Source organism: Bradyrhizobium sp. MI1.11, assembly GCF_055811255.1.
Window position 1 is genome coordinate 42,639 of record NZ_JBVVPM010000017.1, and the last position, 16,904, is coordinate 59,542.

Genomic DNA, 16,904 nt, shown 5'->3' on the forward strand with positions numbered 1-16,904 from the left:
CGCGGGCCCCCCCCCCCCCCCCGGCAAATTGTTTTTTTGGCGCAACAACCCCGCGATCGGGTTCCCCCCCCCCGCCCCCCAACCCGCCCGGGGGGGGGGGCCCCCCCCCCCGCGCCCCCCGCCACAATTTCTACGTGAAGCCGATCCGCTTCGCCGACGCCCCGGCGAATTGAAACGGTGCGAAGCCGCCTGCGTCCGTCGATGACGAGAATGTTATCCGTCATCGCCACGGAGGAAATTCACGATGCGCAGCCGTGGCTTGCGGGCAAGACACACCTTCCGAAAAATTCGATGACCGGCAATTGTGATCCATCTCGCTCGTGGCAGGCGTGATCGCGCCTAGGCTGCAATCCCCAGCGCGAGAAACTTTAGCCCGATCTGTTTCATTCGACTTTTCAGGAAGGTGTTTCAATGAGCAGCCGTCACGCAATTGTTCCGCGCGGTCTGAACGCAACGCGTTCGCCGCTTTCGCAAGGCCGCTTCGGCCGCATGTTCCGCAAGCTCGCACCGGCCAAATTCGGCCCGAACGATTCCGACAATTTCGCAAACCTATCGGCGCTCGCCGACAAGATGGTCGCCGATTTCGACGGGCCGAAGGACGGGCCGGACGCGGAAGAGAGCGGCATTCCCTCGCTTTACACTTATTTCGGCCAGTTCATCGACCACGACATCACCTTCGATCCGGTCAGTTCGCTGACCAAGCAGCAGGATCCCGACGGGCTCGTCGATTTCCGCACGCCATCGCTCGACATGGACAATCTCTACGGCCGCGGTCCGAACGACCAGCCCTACATGTATGACGGGATCAAGTTCCGGCTCGGCGAGAAGGTCACGGGCGCCGGCGTGCCCGATGCGGTCGACCTGCCGCGCTTCAAGGGCCGCGCGCTGATCGGCGATCCCCGCAACGACGAGAACAGCATCGTCTCGCAATTCCAGGCCTTGATGCTGCGCTTTCACAACCGCATGGTCGACGACAATGACAGCCTGTCGTTCGAAGACGTGCAGCAGCGCGTTCGATTCCACTATCAGTACGTCGTGCTGAACGACTTCCTGCCGCGTATTGTCCACGCCAGCGTGCTGGACGAGCTGAAGACCGCGGGTCACTACGACCGCAGCAAGCTCGCTTACTACCATTGGAAGACCTATCCGTTCATGCCGGTCGAGTTCTCGGTCGCGGCCTACCGGCTCGGGCACTCCATGATCCGCCCCGGCTACCGGCTGAACGACGCGGCCAATATGCTGCTGCAGATCTTCCCCGATCCCAACAATCCCGACCAAAACGCACTGACCGGCTTCCGTGCGATGGGACCGGGACGCGCCATGGATTGGGGCCGCTTCATCGATCTCGACACGCGCCCCTACGGCGTCGAGGACGACGACACCAATCCCGACAACAAGAGGCGGCTGCAGTTCGCCTATCGCATCGATGCCTCGCTGGTGGACCCGCTGCGCAAGCTGCCCCCGGAAGTCGCCTCCAATCCGGCGTCGCTGGCGCTACGCAATCTCGAGCGCAGCTGGCGGCTCGGACTGCCGTCGGGCCAGGCCGTCGCCAGGGCGATGAACCTGACGCCGCTGACCGACGACGAGATCATCATCGGCAAGGCCGTCGACGAGCCCGGGACGGGCGATCCGCAAGTCAAGATCGCGAGCATCGCGAACGGCGTGTTCGCCGGCAACTGCCCGCTGTGGGCTTACATCCTGGCCGAGGCGCGGCAAAACGCGACGGACATGGCGATCCCCGCTACCGGCGGGCCCGCCACGGTCAGGACACCGCAGCTCGGACCGGTCGGCGGTCGCATCGTCGCCGAGGTCTTCCTCGGCATGATGTTCGGAGACAATTCCTCCGTGCTGTCGCTCGACCCGCAATGGACGCCGGTGACCGGCTCCGGCTTCGCGTTGAAGGACCTCGTCGCCTACGCGCTCGGCCAGGGCGATCCGCTGCATTGAGCGGGTGACGGACGATGATGCAAGGCCGCTCGTCGTGCGAGCGGCCTTGTGGCCCACTCGCCTCGACGGGCGGGCGGATGGATCCTGGCAGGCGTGCTTCCCTAACGCAAATCTGTCCGCTTCCTGTTGACTCGCATCTCGAATGGAGAAATCCTTTAGCAACAATTGCCATTGCCAATCTCAGCAATACGAACTTCGGCGCCCTCGGTTTTATCGGCGCCATCTGACCAGATTTATTCTGAACAGAAAACGGAGGGGCCGATGCGCGCGCTCGCCTTGAGAACCGTCTCACTTCTCGCCCTCGCTGCCCTAGGCTCGATTTCCGGCACGCCTGCCGCACGCGCGGAGGACGGGACCGATGAGCAATTTGGCAAGGTGCACTTCCAGACCTCCTGCAACGAGGTGGCGCAGCGCCGCTTCGATCGCGGGATGCGTTATCAGCACTCGTTCTGGTACCGGCCCGCAAAGGAAATTTTCGAGGAGACGCTGCAGGCCGATCCGGAATGCGCGATCGCCTATTGGGGCATTGCCCTGAGCCTGCTGTACAATCCGCATTTTGCCGCGCCGAAGGAAAACCTCACCGCAGGTCTCGCCGCGCTGCAGAAGGCCAAGGCACTCGGCGTTAAGAGCGAACGCGAACGTGACTATATCGACGCGCTGCTGGCCTTCTATTCGGGCGACGAAAAGACGACGTTTGGCCAGCGCGCGCAGTCCTACCTCAAGGCAACCGAAGCCGTCGCCGCGCGCTATCCCGATGATGACGAGGCACAGATCGCCTACGCCATCACGCTGAACGTCACGGCGTCACCAAACGACAAGACCTATGCCAACCAGCTCAAGGGCGCTGCTATCCTGGAGCCGATCTTCAAGCGCCAGCCGCGGCATCCCGGCGTCGCGCATTACCTGATCCACCTCTATGACTATCCGGCGATCGCAGAGCAGGGACTCGATGCTGCCAAGCGCTATTCCGAGATCGCGCCGGCGGCACCGCACGCCTTGCATATGCCGTCGCACATCTTCACGCGCGTCGGCTACTGGAACGAATCCATTGACGCCAATAGCCGTTCCGCCAAGGCTGCCAAGGAGGGCAAGGACCCGAGCGAGCAGCTGCATGCCGACGACTATATGGTCTACGCCCTGCTCCAGCTTGCGCAGGACAGCCGAGCCAGCGAGGTCATCGCGGATATGATTGCGACCACGGGCTATGCGCCGGCTGTCCGCGCCGGACCCTACGCGATAGCGGCCAGCCAGGCGCGCTATATGGTCGAACGCGGTGATTGGCAGGGCGCTGCCGCGCTGAAAGTCGAGCCGAGCCGGTTTGCCTATGTCGATGCGATCACCTATTTCGCTCGCGCCCTTGGCGCCGCGCGCTCCGGCAATGCAGACGCTGCAGCGGCGGACATCGCCAAGCTGGCGGAGTTGCGGGACAAGCTGCAGCAGGACAAGGACGCCTATTGGGCCGAAATCGTGGACATTCAGCGGCAGGTCGCTACAGCCTGGCAGCTCAACGCCTTGGGGAAACAGGCGGATGCGTTGGAAGCGATGCGCCTTGCCGCCGATGCCGAAGACAAGACCGAAAAATCCATCGTGACGCCGGGTCCGCTCGCCCCCGCACGCGAGCTTTACGGGACCATGCTGCTCGAACGCGGCATGGCGACGGAGGCATTGGTCGCGTTCGAAAGCACCATGCGCAAGGAGCCGAACCGCTTTGGCGCGACGATCGGCGCCGCTCACGCGGCCGAGAAAGCGGGGGATACTGTGAAGGCCCGCCAGTACTACGCGAAGATCGTCGAAACGGCGAGAAATGGCGACTCGTCGCGAGAAGACCTCGCGGCCGCTCGAAAGTTGATGGCTCAGAATTAGCAAAGGTGCCGCGTCAGCTTCCATGCGCCTGACAAGCAAATTCGTTGCAATCAGCGCAGCCACTGCGCTGCTCTGCGCAGCCGCAGCGCTCTGGATATCGCGATCCGGCGAACCGGCACGCGCAACAGCGGCCTCCGGCGAGGTCCGCCCGGTGTGGACGGAAATCGACTGGCCTTTCGGCGCGGATCCCTGGGGGAAAGGAAAGGCGTTTCGCTGCAAGGCCGAAGATTGCGGCGGCGAGGTCCTGCTCTACGTTCGCCCCAAGCTCGGCTTTTGCAATTGCGCCACCGGCGTTGCCGACGACGGCGACCTCGAACAGATGGGCGACCTGGCGCTGATTGGGAAGGCAACGCCGACGGCTGCCGGCCGAGAGATCGTCGTCGGTCCAATGCGCGGCCGCAGCCGGGCCTATCGCGTCGAGGGGACCCCCAAGGCAGCCCTCTCACTCGCCTTCAATCAACGCTGCGACATGGTCGCCGCGACGGCTTTGCTCGCACCGGGCGCGACCGCGTCACTGGAGCCGGCGGTGCTGTCATTCCTTAATAGCGACCGCATGCTGAAATGGGCCGAGATCGCGCTTGGGTTATGACTCAAAGCAATAGCTGAATTGAAGGCGACAATCTCGGCGCGCTGCTTACCGCGCAGCCCGCAGGCCGATCTCCTCCAGCCGCGTCGCGAACCAGCGCGACAGCGGCTGATCGAGGACGCCGCCGACATAGACCTCCGAGATCGTCACATGGTGCTTGTCCAGCACCAGCAGCACGCCGATCCAATAGGCGAACCAGACATGCGCATCGGTCAGCGCCATCAGCTTGTGCTGGTCGTGGTCGAGCGCGGTGTGATTGCTCGCCTTGCGGATCTCCACGGTGAGTAGGTTGTTCGGGATCTCGCGCTGATGCACCACGACGTCAGGGTAGATCGACTTGCCCAGATGATCGTCGGTCGAGACGATGGTGCCGTGCGGCAGATGCAGCGTACGCTCGCCGAGCCGGTCGTAGTTGCAGTCGACCGACCAGCCGGAGAATTGCTTCTCCAGATGCACGGCGAAGCGGTGCGTGATGGCACGCTCGCCGATGTCCTTCGCGAACAGGAATGCTTCGTGGGCGTAGAAGTCCCGGAGCGCCGCTATCACCTTGTTCAGCTCGGTCTGCATCTTGCCCCCGGCTCATCACGCGCATTCCGATGCGCCGTCACCGGACCCTCATGGTGAGGAGCGCGGAACGCGCGTCTCGAACCATGAAGGCCCGTATCCCGCCTGTCACCATCCTTCGAGACGCCCGCGTACGCGGGCTCCTCAGGATGAGGCCGGAATTCGCGGCGCGATCGACCAGACCTACATCTGGACTTCGATTAGCCGCGGCCCGGGCTCGGCGACGGCTTCGGCCAGCGCCTTGTTGAACTCGTCCGCGTTGGTGACGGCGCGGCCGGGCACGCCCATGCCCTTGGCCAGCGCCACGAAATCCAGCGTCGGCCGGTCGAGGCGAAGCATGTCGTTGGCGCGCTGGCCGGGCTCGCCGGCGCCGACATTGTCGAACTCGCCGCGCAGGATCTGGTAGATGCGGTTGGCGAACACGATGGTGACGATGTTGAGGTTTTCGCGCGCCTGCGTCCACAGCGACTGGATCGTGTACATCGCGCTGCCGTCGCCGACCATGCAGATCACCTTGCGGTCCGGGCAGGCGATCGCGGCACCGATCGAGAGCGGCGTCGAGAAGCCGATCGAGCCGCCCATGTTCTGGAGCCAGTCGTGCGGAGCAGCCGCCGCCGTCGGCGGGAAGAAGGCGCGGCCGGTGGTGAGGGATTCGTCGACCAGGATTGCGTTCTCGGGAATCGCATAGGCGATCGACTGGGCGATCGAGGCGTGGGTCAGTGCGCCGGTCGGCTTGAGCAGTTCGGCCGAAGCCTGCGGCTTGACGTCCTTCGCGCTGGCCTTCACCGCGCCGGCGAGCGCTTCCAGCGCTGCGACCGAATTCTCACCCCAGGAGGTCATGCGATGCACGTCGCAGCCCTCGGGCTTGAGGATGCTCGGCTTGTTCGGATAGGCGAAGAACGCCACGGGATCGTCGGACTCGACCAGCACGATGTGACGGAACCTCGCCAGCATCTGCAGCGCGTTGTCGATCACGTAGTGGATGCGATCGATCGAGAAGCGGCCGCGGCCGCGCGCCATTCTCGGACGGAAGGTCGGGCCCATCACGGTGCAGCCGGTCCTGGCGGCGATGCGCTCGGCCAGCGCCAGGCCCTGCTCGCTCAGCGCACTGCCGGTCATCAGCAGCAGCGTGCCCTCGCCGTCGCCGTGCAGGATTTTTGCGGCCTGCTCGACCGCCTGCGGCGAATAGCTCGCGCGCTGCTGCTCGGCCGGAACCTCGGCGATGCCGTCCGCTTCGTTCCAGGCGGTGTCGGCGGGCAAGATCAGGGTCGCGATCTGCGGCGGCGCGCTCTTGGCGGCGGCGATCGCCGCGGCGCCGTCGGCGGCGACCGATTTGGAGTCCGGCGAGGTGCGGACCCAGGACGACATCGGCCGGGCCAGGCCCTCGATGTCGGAGGTCAGCGGCGCGTTGTAGCCGATGTGGTAGACGGCATGCTGGCCGACGATGTTGACGATGCCGGAATTCGCCTTCTTGGCGTTGTGCAGATTGGCAAGGCCGTTGGCGAGGCCGGGACCGAGATGCAGCAGCGTCGAGGCCGGCGTGCCCTTCATGCGGAAATAGCCGTCGGCGGCGCCGGTCACCACGCCTTCGAACAGGCCGAGCACGCAACGCATGCCGGGCACGCGGTCGAGCGCTGCGACAAAATGCATCTCGGAGGTGCCGGGGTTGGAGAAGCAGACGTCGACCCCGCCCTTGACCATCGTCCGCACCAGACTTTCCGCACCGTTCATCCATCAGCTCCCGCAACCGGCAATGTTCCAACAATCCGTCCGATCAATCATTGTTCGCTCGTCTCGTCAAAGCAATAGCCGGCATCGCCGCCCTGCCCCGCGCAGCGATGCGCCGGTTTGACTAACGTTTTCTTCCAACTGGCGCGGTTGCCGATTTGGTAACTTCCTTCATTAAGGATGCCTCCCTCACGGGGCCGTGGCTTGCGGAAAGCCCGCAAATATGGCCTGTAACTTCAGTTGAATCGATTTTTTGCTGGGGGAACAATGATCCGGTATTTTGCCGCGCCGATTGCCGCCATCGCACTGCTGACGGCTACCGCCGGCGGCGCCTTCGCCGAGGAGTTCGACTCGCGCGACATCATGGGCGGCGGCCCGAATTTCTTCCGCGGCGGCTCGAGCCCGGTCCCCCGCACCACCGTCATGTACAACGGCAATTACGCCCCCGGCACGATCGTGGTGAACACCTCGGAGCGCCGGCTCTATCTGGTGCTCCAGAACGGCCAGGCCCTGCGCTACGGCATCGGCGTCGGCCGCGACGGCTTCCGCTGGGGCGGCGTGCACAGGATCACCGCCAAGAAGGAATGGCCGGACTGGACGCCGCCGTCGCAGATGCTGGCCCGCCGGCCGGACCTGCCGCGCCACATGAAGGGCGGTGTCGAGAATCCGCTCGGCGCGCGCGCAATGTATCTGGGCTCGACGCTCTACCGCATCCACGGCTCCAACGAGCCGGAGACGATCGGCCAGGCGGTGTCCTCGGGCTGCTTCCGCATGACCAACGACGACGTCACCGACCTCTACGGCCGCGTCGGAGTCGGCACCACCGTGGTCGTGCTGAACAACTAGCAGGAACCGACGGGCGCGTGGATATGCGGTCTTGTGCGCGCGACGCGAATACGGCAGCGTCGCCTGGCAATGAGCGCATTAGCCCCGCCTTCGTCCGGCTTTCGCATCGCCCTGCTGGCGCTCGCCACCGTCGCGTTTGCCCCTGACACCGCTACCATCGCCGTCGCGGGGGAATTGCCCGCGATCGTCTCGCGTCAGCGCGCCGAGAAGAAGAGCTTTACCGACGGCGAGATCGTCGATGGCTTTCTGAAGACGGCGTTCGGCGCCGAATATCACCTTGCCGGCCGTGTCGACCGCATCCGCAAGTTTGACGGGCCGGTGCGCGTGTTCGCCGAGAGCGACCGCGCCGACCGCAAGGCGCAGCTCGCAAAAGTCGTGGCCGACATCGGCAAGCACGTGCAGCATCTCGACATCGCCATGATCGACAGCAGCGAGGCGGCGAATGTGCGGGTGAAGCTCGTGCGCGACCGCGATCTGTTCCGCACCATCTCGAGCTTCTACGGTGCGGAGAAGGCCCGCGAGATCCGCACCTCGCTCGATCCGCAATGCCTGTCAGGCTTCCGCAAGAACGACAATTTCGAGATCGAGCATTCCGACGTCATCCTCACCGTGGACAACGGCGATTTCACCTTCCTCGACTGCGCCTATGAGGAGCTGCTGCAATCGCTCGGCCCGATCAACGACACCGCGAGCGTGCCCTGGACCATGTTCAACGACAACGTCTCGATGGGCTATTTCGACGTCTACGACCAGTACATCCTGAACCTGCTCTACGATCCCCGCATCAAGGCCGGCATGACCGTACAGGAGGTCAAGGCGGCGCTGCCCGACGTGCTCGCCGATGTGCGCGTGTGGGTGAGGCGTGTCAACGATCTGAAGGAATGAGGCGACGCTTTCCCTCTCCCCTTGCGGGAGAGGGTGGCTCGACGCGAAGCGGCGAGACGGGTGAGGGGTCTCTCTCCACGCGCGAGCCTTTGGCTTTCGAATCCGCTGAAGCAACCCCTCATCCGGCGCTTCGCGCCACCTTCTCCCGCAAGGGGAGAAGGGAAGAGACCGCCTTATTGCACAAGATCGGCAACGATGGTCGCGGCCTTGAGGCCGGTGCCGGTCAGGACCGCGACCGTGGTCTCGTTCGCCTTGATGGCACCGGCGACGGATAGTTTGTCGAGCGCGGCGGCGGCACTTGCGCTGGTCGGCTCGGCGAACAGGCCCTGCCGCGCTAGACGCCGCAGCGCGGCGACGATCTCGTCCTCGGTGAGCGCTACGGTGCCGCCGCCGCTCTCGCGCAACGCGGCGATGATCTCGCGCAGGCGCAGCGGATGCTTGATCGCGGTACCTTCGGCGATGGTCTTGCTGACCTCACGCGCGACAGGGGTGTCGACGCCGGCCTTGAAGCTTGCATCGATCGGCGAGCAATTGAGCGGCTGCGCCGCAAACAGGCGCGGCAGCCTGGTGATCTGACCGGCTTTCAAAAGCTCGCGGAAACCAAAGGCGCAACCCAAAAGGCTGCTGCCGGCGCCGACGGGAACGATGACGTTGTCGGGGGCGCGAAAGCCGAGATCTTCCCAGATCTCGTAGGCGAGCGACTTGGTGCCTTCGAGAAAGAACGGCTGCCAATTGTGGCTGGCATAGAAGGTTTGGCTCGACTGCTGGATGGCCTCGGCCTCCGATTCCTCGCGCGGGCCCTCGACGAGCTGCACCGCCGCGCCATAGGCGCGGACCTGCGCGATCTTGGCCGGTGACGTCGATGCAGGCGCGAGAATCTTCACGCGCATGCCGCCGGCGGCACCTAACCCCGCCATCGACGAGCCGCCATTGCCGGACGAGTCCTCCAGAATGGCGTCGACGCCAATCTGCCGAAGAAAGGACAGCATCACGGCGGAGCCGCGGTCCTTGAAGCTGCCGGTCGGGTTGAACCATTCGAGCTTGAAGAACGGGCGCAGTTCGCCCCAGGCCTGCTGCACCAGTGGTGTGCAGCCTTCGCCGAGCGTGATCGGAGTTTTGATCTCGACCGGGAGCGCCGCCCGGTAGCGCCAGAGTGAGCGCGCCCGGCTGTCAATGTCCTCGCGCGAGATCCCCGTCCCCGGCGTCACCAGCAGCGGCGTGCGCTCGTCCGAACACCAGCGCGGCTGGTCCAGCGGATAGAGCTTTCCGTTGCGAGGGTCGATGTAGGCGGCGGCGGGCATGGCGGTCTCCAAGGCAGAGGCAAAGGCGATCTGTAGGTTTGGTTTGATGACACGTTTTGTCCGGAAACTCGACGCCCGCCGCACCATCCGTGCACGCCCCCTTGAAAGCACGAAAAAGATAATTACTTCATCGGCTTACAGCGATTTCACCGGGGTCGGCCCGTGCGGTAGCGTGGCTCTCACGCAGCCCCTGCTGGCTCGGTGATGATGGGGATTTGGCCGCAAGCCGCCTGCCCTGCGCAGCACGATTAACTTGTCTGTCGTGGCTGGCCGCTACAATATGTTGGATTGCGTCGCCGGTGACCGCATCGGCAACGCCGCAGAGCCAGGCCCGTCCGAGCGGCGGGCCGTTGGCTTTTTGGGAGTTTGGTCATGAGCCGCGCGAACCGTACCGACCACATCCGCCTCACCTCCCATCCGGAGCCGGGCAGGACAGCCGCCTTCCCGATCCACTGGGGCGCAGCCGACGCGCGTATCCGCGGGCCGATCATCGGCACGGTATCGCGCGCCGCCGATCGCAACGTGATCGGCAGCCATGGCGGCTCCTATGCGATGTACCGCGCGCTCGCGGTGTCCGCCGGCGCGCTCGATCCGATTCGCAGGCCCGATCTCACCAACACCTTTCCGGCCGCGACCATCGGGCCGTTCGAGCAATGGCGCGATCCCGCAAAAATCGTCGCGCTCGATCCCTGGGGGCATCTCGTCGCCGAGAATTTCGGCAAGGACATTGCTGAGGGCATCGACATCAGGCCGAGCATCGCGGTAACGCGCGCGCGGCTCGACCTGCCGGAGATCCGCGAGGCGCTCGCCGCCAAGCGCCTGCGCGCCGACGGCGACGTCGTGCATGCCAATGGCAGTGTGTCGGTGGTGAAGATCGCGATCGATCCGGTCTGGTATCTGCCGGGCCTTGCGGAACGCTTTGCGACCAACGAGACCGAGCTGCGGCGCACGCTGTTCGAGCAGACCGCCGGCATGTTCCCCGAGCTGGTGACCCGGCCGGACATGAAGGTGTTCTTGCCGCCGATCGGGGGCACCACAGTGTACATGTTCGGCGATGTGACAAAGCTGCCGGACCATCGCACCAAGATCACCTGCCGGGTGCATGACGAGTGCAACGGCTCCGACGTGTTCGGCTCCGACATCTGCACCTGCCGTCCCTACCTCATCCACGGCATCGAGGAATCCGCGCGCGGCGCGCAGGAGGGCGGGCTCGGGCTCGTGATCTACAACCGCAAGGAAGGCCGCGCGCTCGGCGAGGTCACGAAATTCCTGGTCTACAATGCGCGCAAGCGCCAGGAGGACGGCGATGCGGCCGCCGCCTATTTCGAGCGCACCGAATGCGTCGCCGGCGTCCAGGATGCCCGCTTCCAACAATTGATGCCCGATACCATCCACTGGCTCGGCCTGAAGCGCATCGACCGCTTCCTCTCGATGAGCGACATGAAGCACGACGCGCTGACATCGCAGGGCATCGACATCGTCGAGCGCGTGCCGATCCCGCCCGAGCTCATTCCCGCCGACGCCTATGTCGAGATCGCCGCGAAGAAGGCCGCCGGCTATTACTCCACCGACATCGCGCCGGAGAAGGACGTCGACGGCGTTGTCGGGCGTTCGCTGGAAAAATACTGATCGATTGATGGCAGACGCTTTGGAATTGCAGGCCCGTTCGCTGCTCAGCGCAGCAGCGGTTCGCGCGCGTGCCGGGGAGATACTTGACATCGGCCTTGCCGGCGGACTCACCCATTTCACTGTTGATCTCGATCGCATGGACGGCGTTGCTGATGCCGTGCTCGCGGTGACGCGAAAGGCCTATCCGACGCTGGAGATTCCGTTCCATGCGCGGTGGCGCCATTTTGTGCTTGGCGGCGTCGACCGTTGGGCGCGGCTTGCAGACGCGGCGTCGTGGCCCGATCGCGCGGCGCGGGCGCGCGCGGAGTTCGACCTTGCCATCGTCAGCGTGCTGCTCGATGCCGGCGCGGGCGCGGCGTGGCGATACCGCGACGCTGTGACGCGACAAGAGATCGGCCGGTCGGAGGGACTTGCGATTGCAAGTCTCGACATGTTCGCGAGCGGCCTTTTTTCCCGCGATGCCCGCGCACCGTTCAGGACCGATGCCGACGTGCTCGCGCAACTGCCGCTTGCCGCGCTTACATCCGCCTTTCAGGTGAGCGATGCCAATCCGCTGCTCGGGCTCGAGGGGCGGACCGATCTGCTGCGGCGCTTGGGCAGGCTGGTGGCGGAGCGCGCTGACGTGTTCGGCTCGCACGACATGCCGCGGCCGGGCGGGCTGTTCGATCACATCGCGGCACAGGCGAAGGGCGGCGCGGTTCCCGCACCCGCGATTCTCTCGGCGGTGCTGAACCAGCTCGGACCGATCTGGCCGTCCCGGCTGGAGCTTGCCGGAATTCCGCTCGGCGATTGTTGGCGCCATCCGGCGATCAAGGCCAGCGATGCCACCTCGGGTCTCGTGCCCTTGCACAAGCTGTCGCAATGGCTGAGCTATTCGCTGATCGAGCCGCTCCAGCGCGCCGGAATTGACGTCACCGACATCGACGGCCTGACCGGGCTTGCCGAGTATCGCAATGGCGGGCTGTTCGTCGATCACGAGGTGCTGCGCCTGCGCGACGCCGCCGATGCCGAACATGCGCATGCGGTGGATTCGCTGCTCGTCGTCGAGTGGCGCGCGCTGACCGTGGCGCTGCTCGACCGGCTTGCCGATCTGGTCCGCGCAAAACTCGGCCGCACCCCTGAGACATTGCCGCTCGCCAGCATTCTGGAAGGCGGCACCTGGGCCGCGGGCCGCGCCATCGCCTTCGCGCGCCGCCCCGATGGTTCGCCGCCGCTCAAGGTGATCAGCGACGGCACGGTTTTCTAAACCCTCTCCCCTTGTGGGAGAAGGTGGCTTCGCGAAAGCGAAGCCGGGTGAGGGGTTGTCTCCGCGGGCATATCTCTCACAGGAGTTCGCGGAAAGTACCCCTCATCCGGCGCTTCGCGCCACCTTCTCCCACAAGGGGAGAAGGAAGAAAGGCATCCCGTCATGCAAGGCGTCACGATCGTCGATCATCCGTTGGTGCAGCACAAGCTGACCCTGGTGCGGGACAAATCGATCTCGACCAAATCGTTTCGGGAGCTGATCAAGGAGATCGGCATGCTCCTGTGCTACGAGGTGACGCGCGACCTGCCGCTCGCCGATACCGTCATCGAGACGCCGCTGGCGACGATGCATTCGGCCAAGATCGCGGGCAAGAAGCTGGTGTTCGTGCCGATGCTGCGCGCCGGCACCACCTTCGTCGACGGCATGATGGATTTGGTGCCGACCGCGCGCGTCGCGCATATCGGCCTCTACCGCGAGCCGCACAGCTTTGCCGCGGTCGAGTATTTCTTCAAATCGCCGTCCGATCTCGGCGAACGCCTGGCGATCGTGGTAACGCCGGTGGTTGCGACCGCCAATACGGCTGTGGCCGCAATCGACCGGCTGAAGGAGCGCGGCGCCAAGGACATTCGCCTCGCCTGCCTGATCGCCGCCCCCGAAGGGCTCGAACGGCTGCGCGGACTGCATCCGGACGTCCCGATCTGGACGGCCGCGGTGGACGAAGGTCTCGACGAGAACGGCTTTATCCTGCCGGGCCTCGGCGACGCCGGCGACCGCGCCTACGGGACGAGATAGGCGCCGGCCTGCAAACCGCGTCACATTAGGAACAGCTTCGCCCGCGCAAGGTTTTTCCTGCTCTAGGATGGAGAGCACGATGACCTATCAGGATGACGACCGCAGAGTAGACAGAGCACGCCTCAACAGCCCGGTGGGCTGGGCGATCGGCGCGATCTTCGTGATCGCCGTCGTCGCGGCCGTCTTCTTCTACAATGGACGCGATGTCGGTCCCCAGACCACGACCACCAGCCCGAACAACGCGCCGAGCGTCACCACGGGCTCAACCAATCCGGCCGCCCCGGCAAAGTGATACGAGGGCCGCTCCGTCAGGTCGGCGGCCGCGGCGGCAGATCCTTCGCATCCGCGGGCGCGGGCTTCTCCTTGAGGTCGGCGATCAACCGTTCCATCTCGCTGATCTCCCGCACTTGGGCTTCGATGATGTCGTCGGCCAGCTTGCGGACGCGGGGATCCCTGATGTGCGCGCGCTCGCTGGTGAGAACCGCGATGGAATGATGCGGGATCATCGCCTCCATATACGCGACGTCGGTCACGGTCTGCTGGCTTCGAACGAGCCAGAGCGAAACCGCAAACACGACGGCGCTGGCGGCCAGAATGGCGACGTTCGCCGTGCGGTTCCTGTACATGCCCCACATGAAAGCGAGCATCACGGCGGCCATGACGGCGCCCATCAGCAACGCCATCCACGTCCGGGTCTGGCTGTACCAGACGTGATCCAGAGCGAAGGTGTTGAGATACATCAGACCGAACATGATCACGGTGGAAGCCGCGATCATCGTGACGAAACGACCGTAAGCCATGAGGAACATTCCCGCTGTCTATCGGGGGATAACCACTCCCCGAGCGATCGTTCCTCGCCGATTCATGATTTGGCGCGGGGCCGACGCGTCGGCGGCAAGAGATTCAGATCTTGCCGCTGCCGCAGATCCCCTTCAGTGACCGCCACTCTGCATCCGTCAGCAGCGGCGGGCCGCTGGCGGGGCGATCCTCCTTCGTCATGCGCGCGAGCCGGTCCTCGGTCAGCGGATGGCTCGCCAGGATCGACGTGAGGCCGCCGCCTTCCTTGCCGGTGATGCGGAACATCAATTCGGCTGCGGGCTTCGGCGAACGGCCGAGCTTGTGCATGATCTCGATGGCAAACGTATCCGCAGCGGTCTCGGCTTCGCGTGAATAGGAAGCCTCGACCACGCTGCGCGAGGCGAAGATCACGGCGCTCGAGCCGGTGACGTCGCCGAACAACAGGCCGATCAGGAACGAGGTGCCGCCGTTGTAGATCAGGCCGCGCATGTTGTCGTAATGCTTGAGATGACCGAGCTCGTGGGCGAGGATGCCGGCGAGCTCGTCCGGGCTTTCGGCCTTGTCGAGCAGGCCCTTCAGCACGAAGACCTTGCCGCCCGGCAGTGCGAACGCGTTCGGCACCGGGGTCGGCAGCACGCCCGCGGTCATGGAATCGTCGTCGAGGCCGGCGGCATCGCGCAGCCGATTGACGAGTTTGATGAAGGCCGCCTTCCCCGCCGCATCCTCGCACGCATTGCGGCCGAAGATGGTCTTCACCTGAACCTCCGACGCATCGCCAATGCGCCGCTCGATCGGTTTCGGCACCAGCGGCGCGAGGCGGTCGGCAGCGAGCGGCACGCCGAACAGCACGACGCAGACGATGGAGACGGCGGCAGCCATCGACCAGCCGACGATTTTTGCGACGCCGCGGCGCGAAGTCTGGTGGTCGTCGAGCCGCATGCAGCGCGCGGTCACGTCTGAGGCGAGCAGAGCGTCGCGGATTTCCAGCCGCGCCAGCGGCGGCGCGGAAGCGCAGGCGAGCCGCAAAATGCCGGGCGGACTGTCGGCGCGACGGATGTCGGCATAGCCCCAGCGAACGGGCGTCGCACCCTCTTCGAGGATCTCGAGCGCGTCACTGAGCGTCAGCGTCACCTGCCGCCTGCGGCTCGACACGCCGTCGAAGAAGATCGTCGGCTTTGCGGACTGCGCCGGGGCTTCGGCGAATACGTCACTCACAGCTCAGAATCCCGCGACATCGAGTCCATCGGCAAAGCCTTCGCCGAGCGCACTGGCAAGCTCGGCGCTGCCGCGCACGTCCGCGGCGGCGGCGATGTTGTGCACATCGACCGTTTCCAGCACCTTGGCCCAGAGATCGCGCTGGAGATAGACCCGCATGACGATGTTGAGGGCCAGGGCGAGTGCGAGGTAGCCGACGACCATCATCACCAGTGTCGGGATGCTCTTGGCCGCATTGCCGGGCCCCAACGCCTGCTCGACCGAAAGACCGCTCAGCTTGACGACGAGCATGGTGGCTCCGCCGACATAAGCGGCGAAGATGACCGAGAGCAGCATCCACCAGCCGATCACCTTCCAGTACAGGCCGTAAAATGCGTTGTGCGGAAGTTGCGAGGACACGCTGACATCGCCGATGCGGATACCGTCGAGCCACCAGCGCCACTCGCGCGCCTTGAACTCGGCATAGACGAACGGCGCGAGCGGAAAGATCACCATTGCGATCGGGCTCAAGAGCCACAGCCACCAGCCGCGCTTGAAGAACGTCCAGCCGTCGGCTTGGAAATCGCCGCGCAAATCGCCGTAATGGGTGTGCCGCATCTTGTAGCGTTCGAGCGAGGCCTCGCGCCACGGCAATGCGAGCCCAAGCGTCAGAAACACCAGCAAGCCCCACAGCATGGCGCGGAACGAATAGGCCCAGCCCGAGCCGTCCATCCAGAATCGCACGCCGCGCCAGACCGTCCGCGTCAGGCGATAGCGCCGCGCGCGAAAGATCGCGAACTGGCCGAAAGCGTAGAAGCTGATGAACAGCGGCGTCGAGGCAAAGCCCTGCCAGCGCTCGAACTCGATGCCGACAAGGAAGTAAGCGAGGTAGATCGGCACCAGGATCGCGAGCGCGAACAGGAAGCCGACCAAGAGCTCCTTGGCCCGCCCGGTATATTCGGCGGCGTCGCCGTCGACCGCGGTGTTCGCCCACAGATGACGACGGATGTCGGTGACGAGCCAGAACCGGTAGAAGCCGAAGGTGACGAGCTCGAGCAGGGCACCCTTGGTGACCAATTTGCGAAACTCGGTGCGGTTGCCGGTGAAATCGACCCCCGTGGGCGGCAGCGGCGGGGGTAAGGGTTCGGAGCCGATGGGCGTCCATTGCATATCGTTCACGGCGGCAACCTCGGGGTGCGGACCTGGTTCGTTCAAACTATAGATCAGAGATTAGTCGATCCCCAAGATGGGCGGGTTCGATTTGGCTCGATTCCGGTCGATTTCTGACGCATTTCCACGGCCGAGGGCGTGCGCGAGATCACGTTCGCGAATGTCCGGTAGCCCGGATGGAGCGAAGCGCAATCCGGGACGGTGGCAGTGGGGGCCCGAATCCCGGATTTCGCTTCGCTCCATCCGGGCTACTTCACACCCATGTGGCAAAACTCGCCCTTGCTCCGGCGCAGACAACCGGCTGTAATTGCAAATCAAATACCGCAGCGCAGAATTCAACGAGAACGCGCGGTTA

The 16,904-nt window shown here is 64.9% G+C and carries 15 protein-coding genes; 9 read left to right on the top strand and 6 right to left on the bottom strand.

Annotated features, from left to right (window positions below):
• The first annotated feature begins 411 nt into the window (after positions 1-411).
• The 3 genes from AC0L30_RS18420 (at position 412) to AC0L30_RS18430 (ending at position 4,399) form a co-directional block, all read left to right on the top strand.
• Entirely contained in the window at positions 412-1,947 is a 1,536-nt protein-coding gene (locus AC0L30_RS18420; protein ID WP_473404916.1) for a peroxidase family protein, read from the top strand.
• Between the two features lie 261 nt (positions 1,948-2,208).
• Positions 2,209-3,810: a hypothetical protein gene (locus AC0L30_RS18425; RefSeq protein WP_473404917.1), complete on the top strand. Its 1,602-nt coding sequence runs from the start codon at positions 2,209-2,211 to the stop codon at positions 3,808-3,810.
• Positions 3,811-3,832: 22 nt separating this feature from the next.
• A complete protein-coding gene (locus AC0L30_RS18430; RefSeq protein ID WP_007596470.1) occupies positions 3,833-4,399 on the top strand; it encodes a hypothetical protein in 567 nt (188 codons plus the stop codon).
• 45 nt (positions 4,400-4,444) lie between these two features.
• Here AC0L30_RS18430 and AC0L30_RS18435 read toward each other — a convergent pair whose 3' ends face one another.
• Positions 4,445-4,963, bottom strand: a complete 519-nt coding sequence (locus AC0L30_RS18435; protein ID WP_473404918.1) for a hypothetical protein — start codon at positions 4,961-4,963, stop codon at positions 4,445-4,447.
• A 180-nt stretch (positions 4,964-5,143) separates the two neighbouring features.
• Entirely contained in the window at positions 5,144-6,691 is a 1,548-nt protein-coding gene (locus AC0L30_RS18440) for an acetolactate synthase large subunit (protein ID WP_007596473.1), read from the bottom strand.
• Positions 6,692-6,955: 264 nt separating this feature from the next.
• Here AC0L30_RS18440 and AC0L30_RS18445 point away from each other — a divergent pair, with 264 nt between their 5' ends.
• Both AC0L30_RS18445 and AC0L30_RS18450 read left to right on the top strand, forming a co-directional pair.
• A complete protein-coding gene (locus AC0L30_RS18445) occupies positions 6,956-7,534 on the top strand; it encodes a L,D-transpeptidase (RefSeq protein ID WP_219683059.1) in 579 nt (192 codons plus the stop codon).
• Positions 7,535-7,603: 69 nt separating this feature from the next.
• Positions 7,604-8,419: a DUF2927 domain-containing protein gene (locus AC0L30_RS18450; protein ID WP_007596475.1), complete on the top strand. Its 816-nt coding sequence runs from the start codon at positions 7,604-7,606 to the stop codon at positions 8,417-8,419.
• Positions 8,420-8,592: 173 nt separating this feature from the next.
• Here the strand turns inward: AC0L30_RS18450 and AC0L30_RS18455 are convergent, their stop codons facing one another.
• Positions 8,593-9,720, bottom strand: coding sequence for a threonine synthase (locus tag AC0L30_RS18455; RefSeq protein WP_354167872.1), 1,128 nt, complete (start codon positions 9,718-9,720; stop codon positions 8,593-8,595).
• Between the two features lie 372 nt (positions 9,721-10,092).
• Here AC0L30_RS18455 and AC0L30_RS18460 point away from each other — a divergent pair, with 372 nt between their 5' ends.
• The 4 genes from AC0L30_RS18460 to AC0L30_RS18475 all read left to right on the top strand — a co-directional run bounded on the left by AC0L30_RS18460 (position 10,093) and on the right by AC0L30_RS18475 (position 13,679).
• On the top strand, positions 10,093-11,349 hold the full coding sequence (locus AC0L30_RS18460) for a GTP cyclohydrolase II (protein WP_007596478.1): 1,257 nt from the start codon (positions 10,093-10,095) through the stop codon (positions 11,347-11,349).
• A gap of 7 nt (positions 11,350-11,356) precedes the next feature.
• Positions 11,357-12,595, top strand: coding sequence for a URC4/urg3 family protein (locus AC0L30_RS18465; protein ID WP_473404919.1), 1,239 nt, complete (start codon positions 11,357-11,359; stop codon positions 12,593-12,595).
• Between the two features lie 162 nt (positions 12,596-12,757).
• Entirely contained in the window at positions 12,758-13,387 is a 630-nt protein-coding gene (upp, locus tag AC0L30_RS18470) for a uracil phosphoribosyltransferase (RefSeq protein ID WP_027520210.1), read from the top strand.
• Positions 13,388-13,466: 79 nt separating this feature from the next.
• A complete protein-coding gene (locus AC0L30_RS18475; RefSeq protein ID WP_007596483.1) occupies positions 13,467-13,679 on the top strand; it encodes a hypothetical protein in 213 nt (70 codons plus the stop codon).
• A 16-nt stretch (positions 13,680-13,695) separates the two neighbouring features.
• Here AC0L30_RS18475 and AC0L30_RS18480 read toward each other — a convergent pair whose 3' ends face one another.
• The 3 genes from AC0L30_RS18480 to AC0L30_RS18490 all read right to left on the bottom strand — a co-directional run bounded on the left by AC0L30_RS18480 (position 13,696) and on the right by AC0L30_RS18490 (position 16,549).
• Positions 13,696-14,187 (bottom strand): DUF305 domain-containing protein, encoded by a 492-nt coding sequence (locus AC0L30_RS18480; RefSeq protein WP_473404920.1) that lies wholly within the window; start codon positions 14,185-14,187, stop codon positions 13,696-13,698.
• A 103-nt stretch (positions 14,188-14,290) separates the two neighbouring features.
• Positions 14,291-15,400, bottom strand: coding sequence for a M48 family metallopeptidase (locus AC0L30_RS18485; RefSeq protein ID WP_219683052.1), 1,110 nt, complete (start codon positions 15,398-15,400; stop codon positions 14,291-14,293).
• 3 nt (positions 15,401-15,403) lie between these two features.
• The gene (locus tag AC0L30_RS18490; protein ID WP_473404960.1) at positions 15,404-16,549 is read right to left on the bottom strand and encodes a YjgN family protein; all 1,146 of its coding nucleotides are present in this window, start codon (positions 16,547-16,549) and stop codon (positions 15,404-15,406) included.
• Positions 16,550-16,904 lie beyond the last annotated feature (355 nt).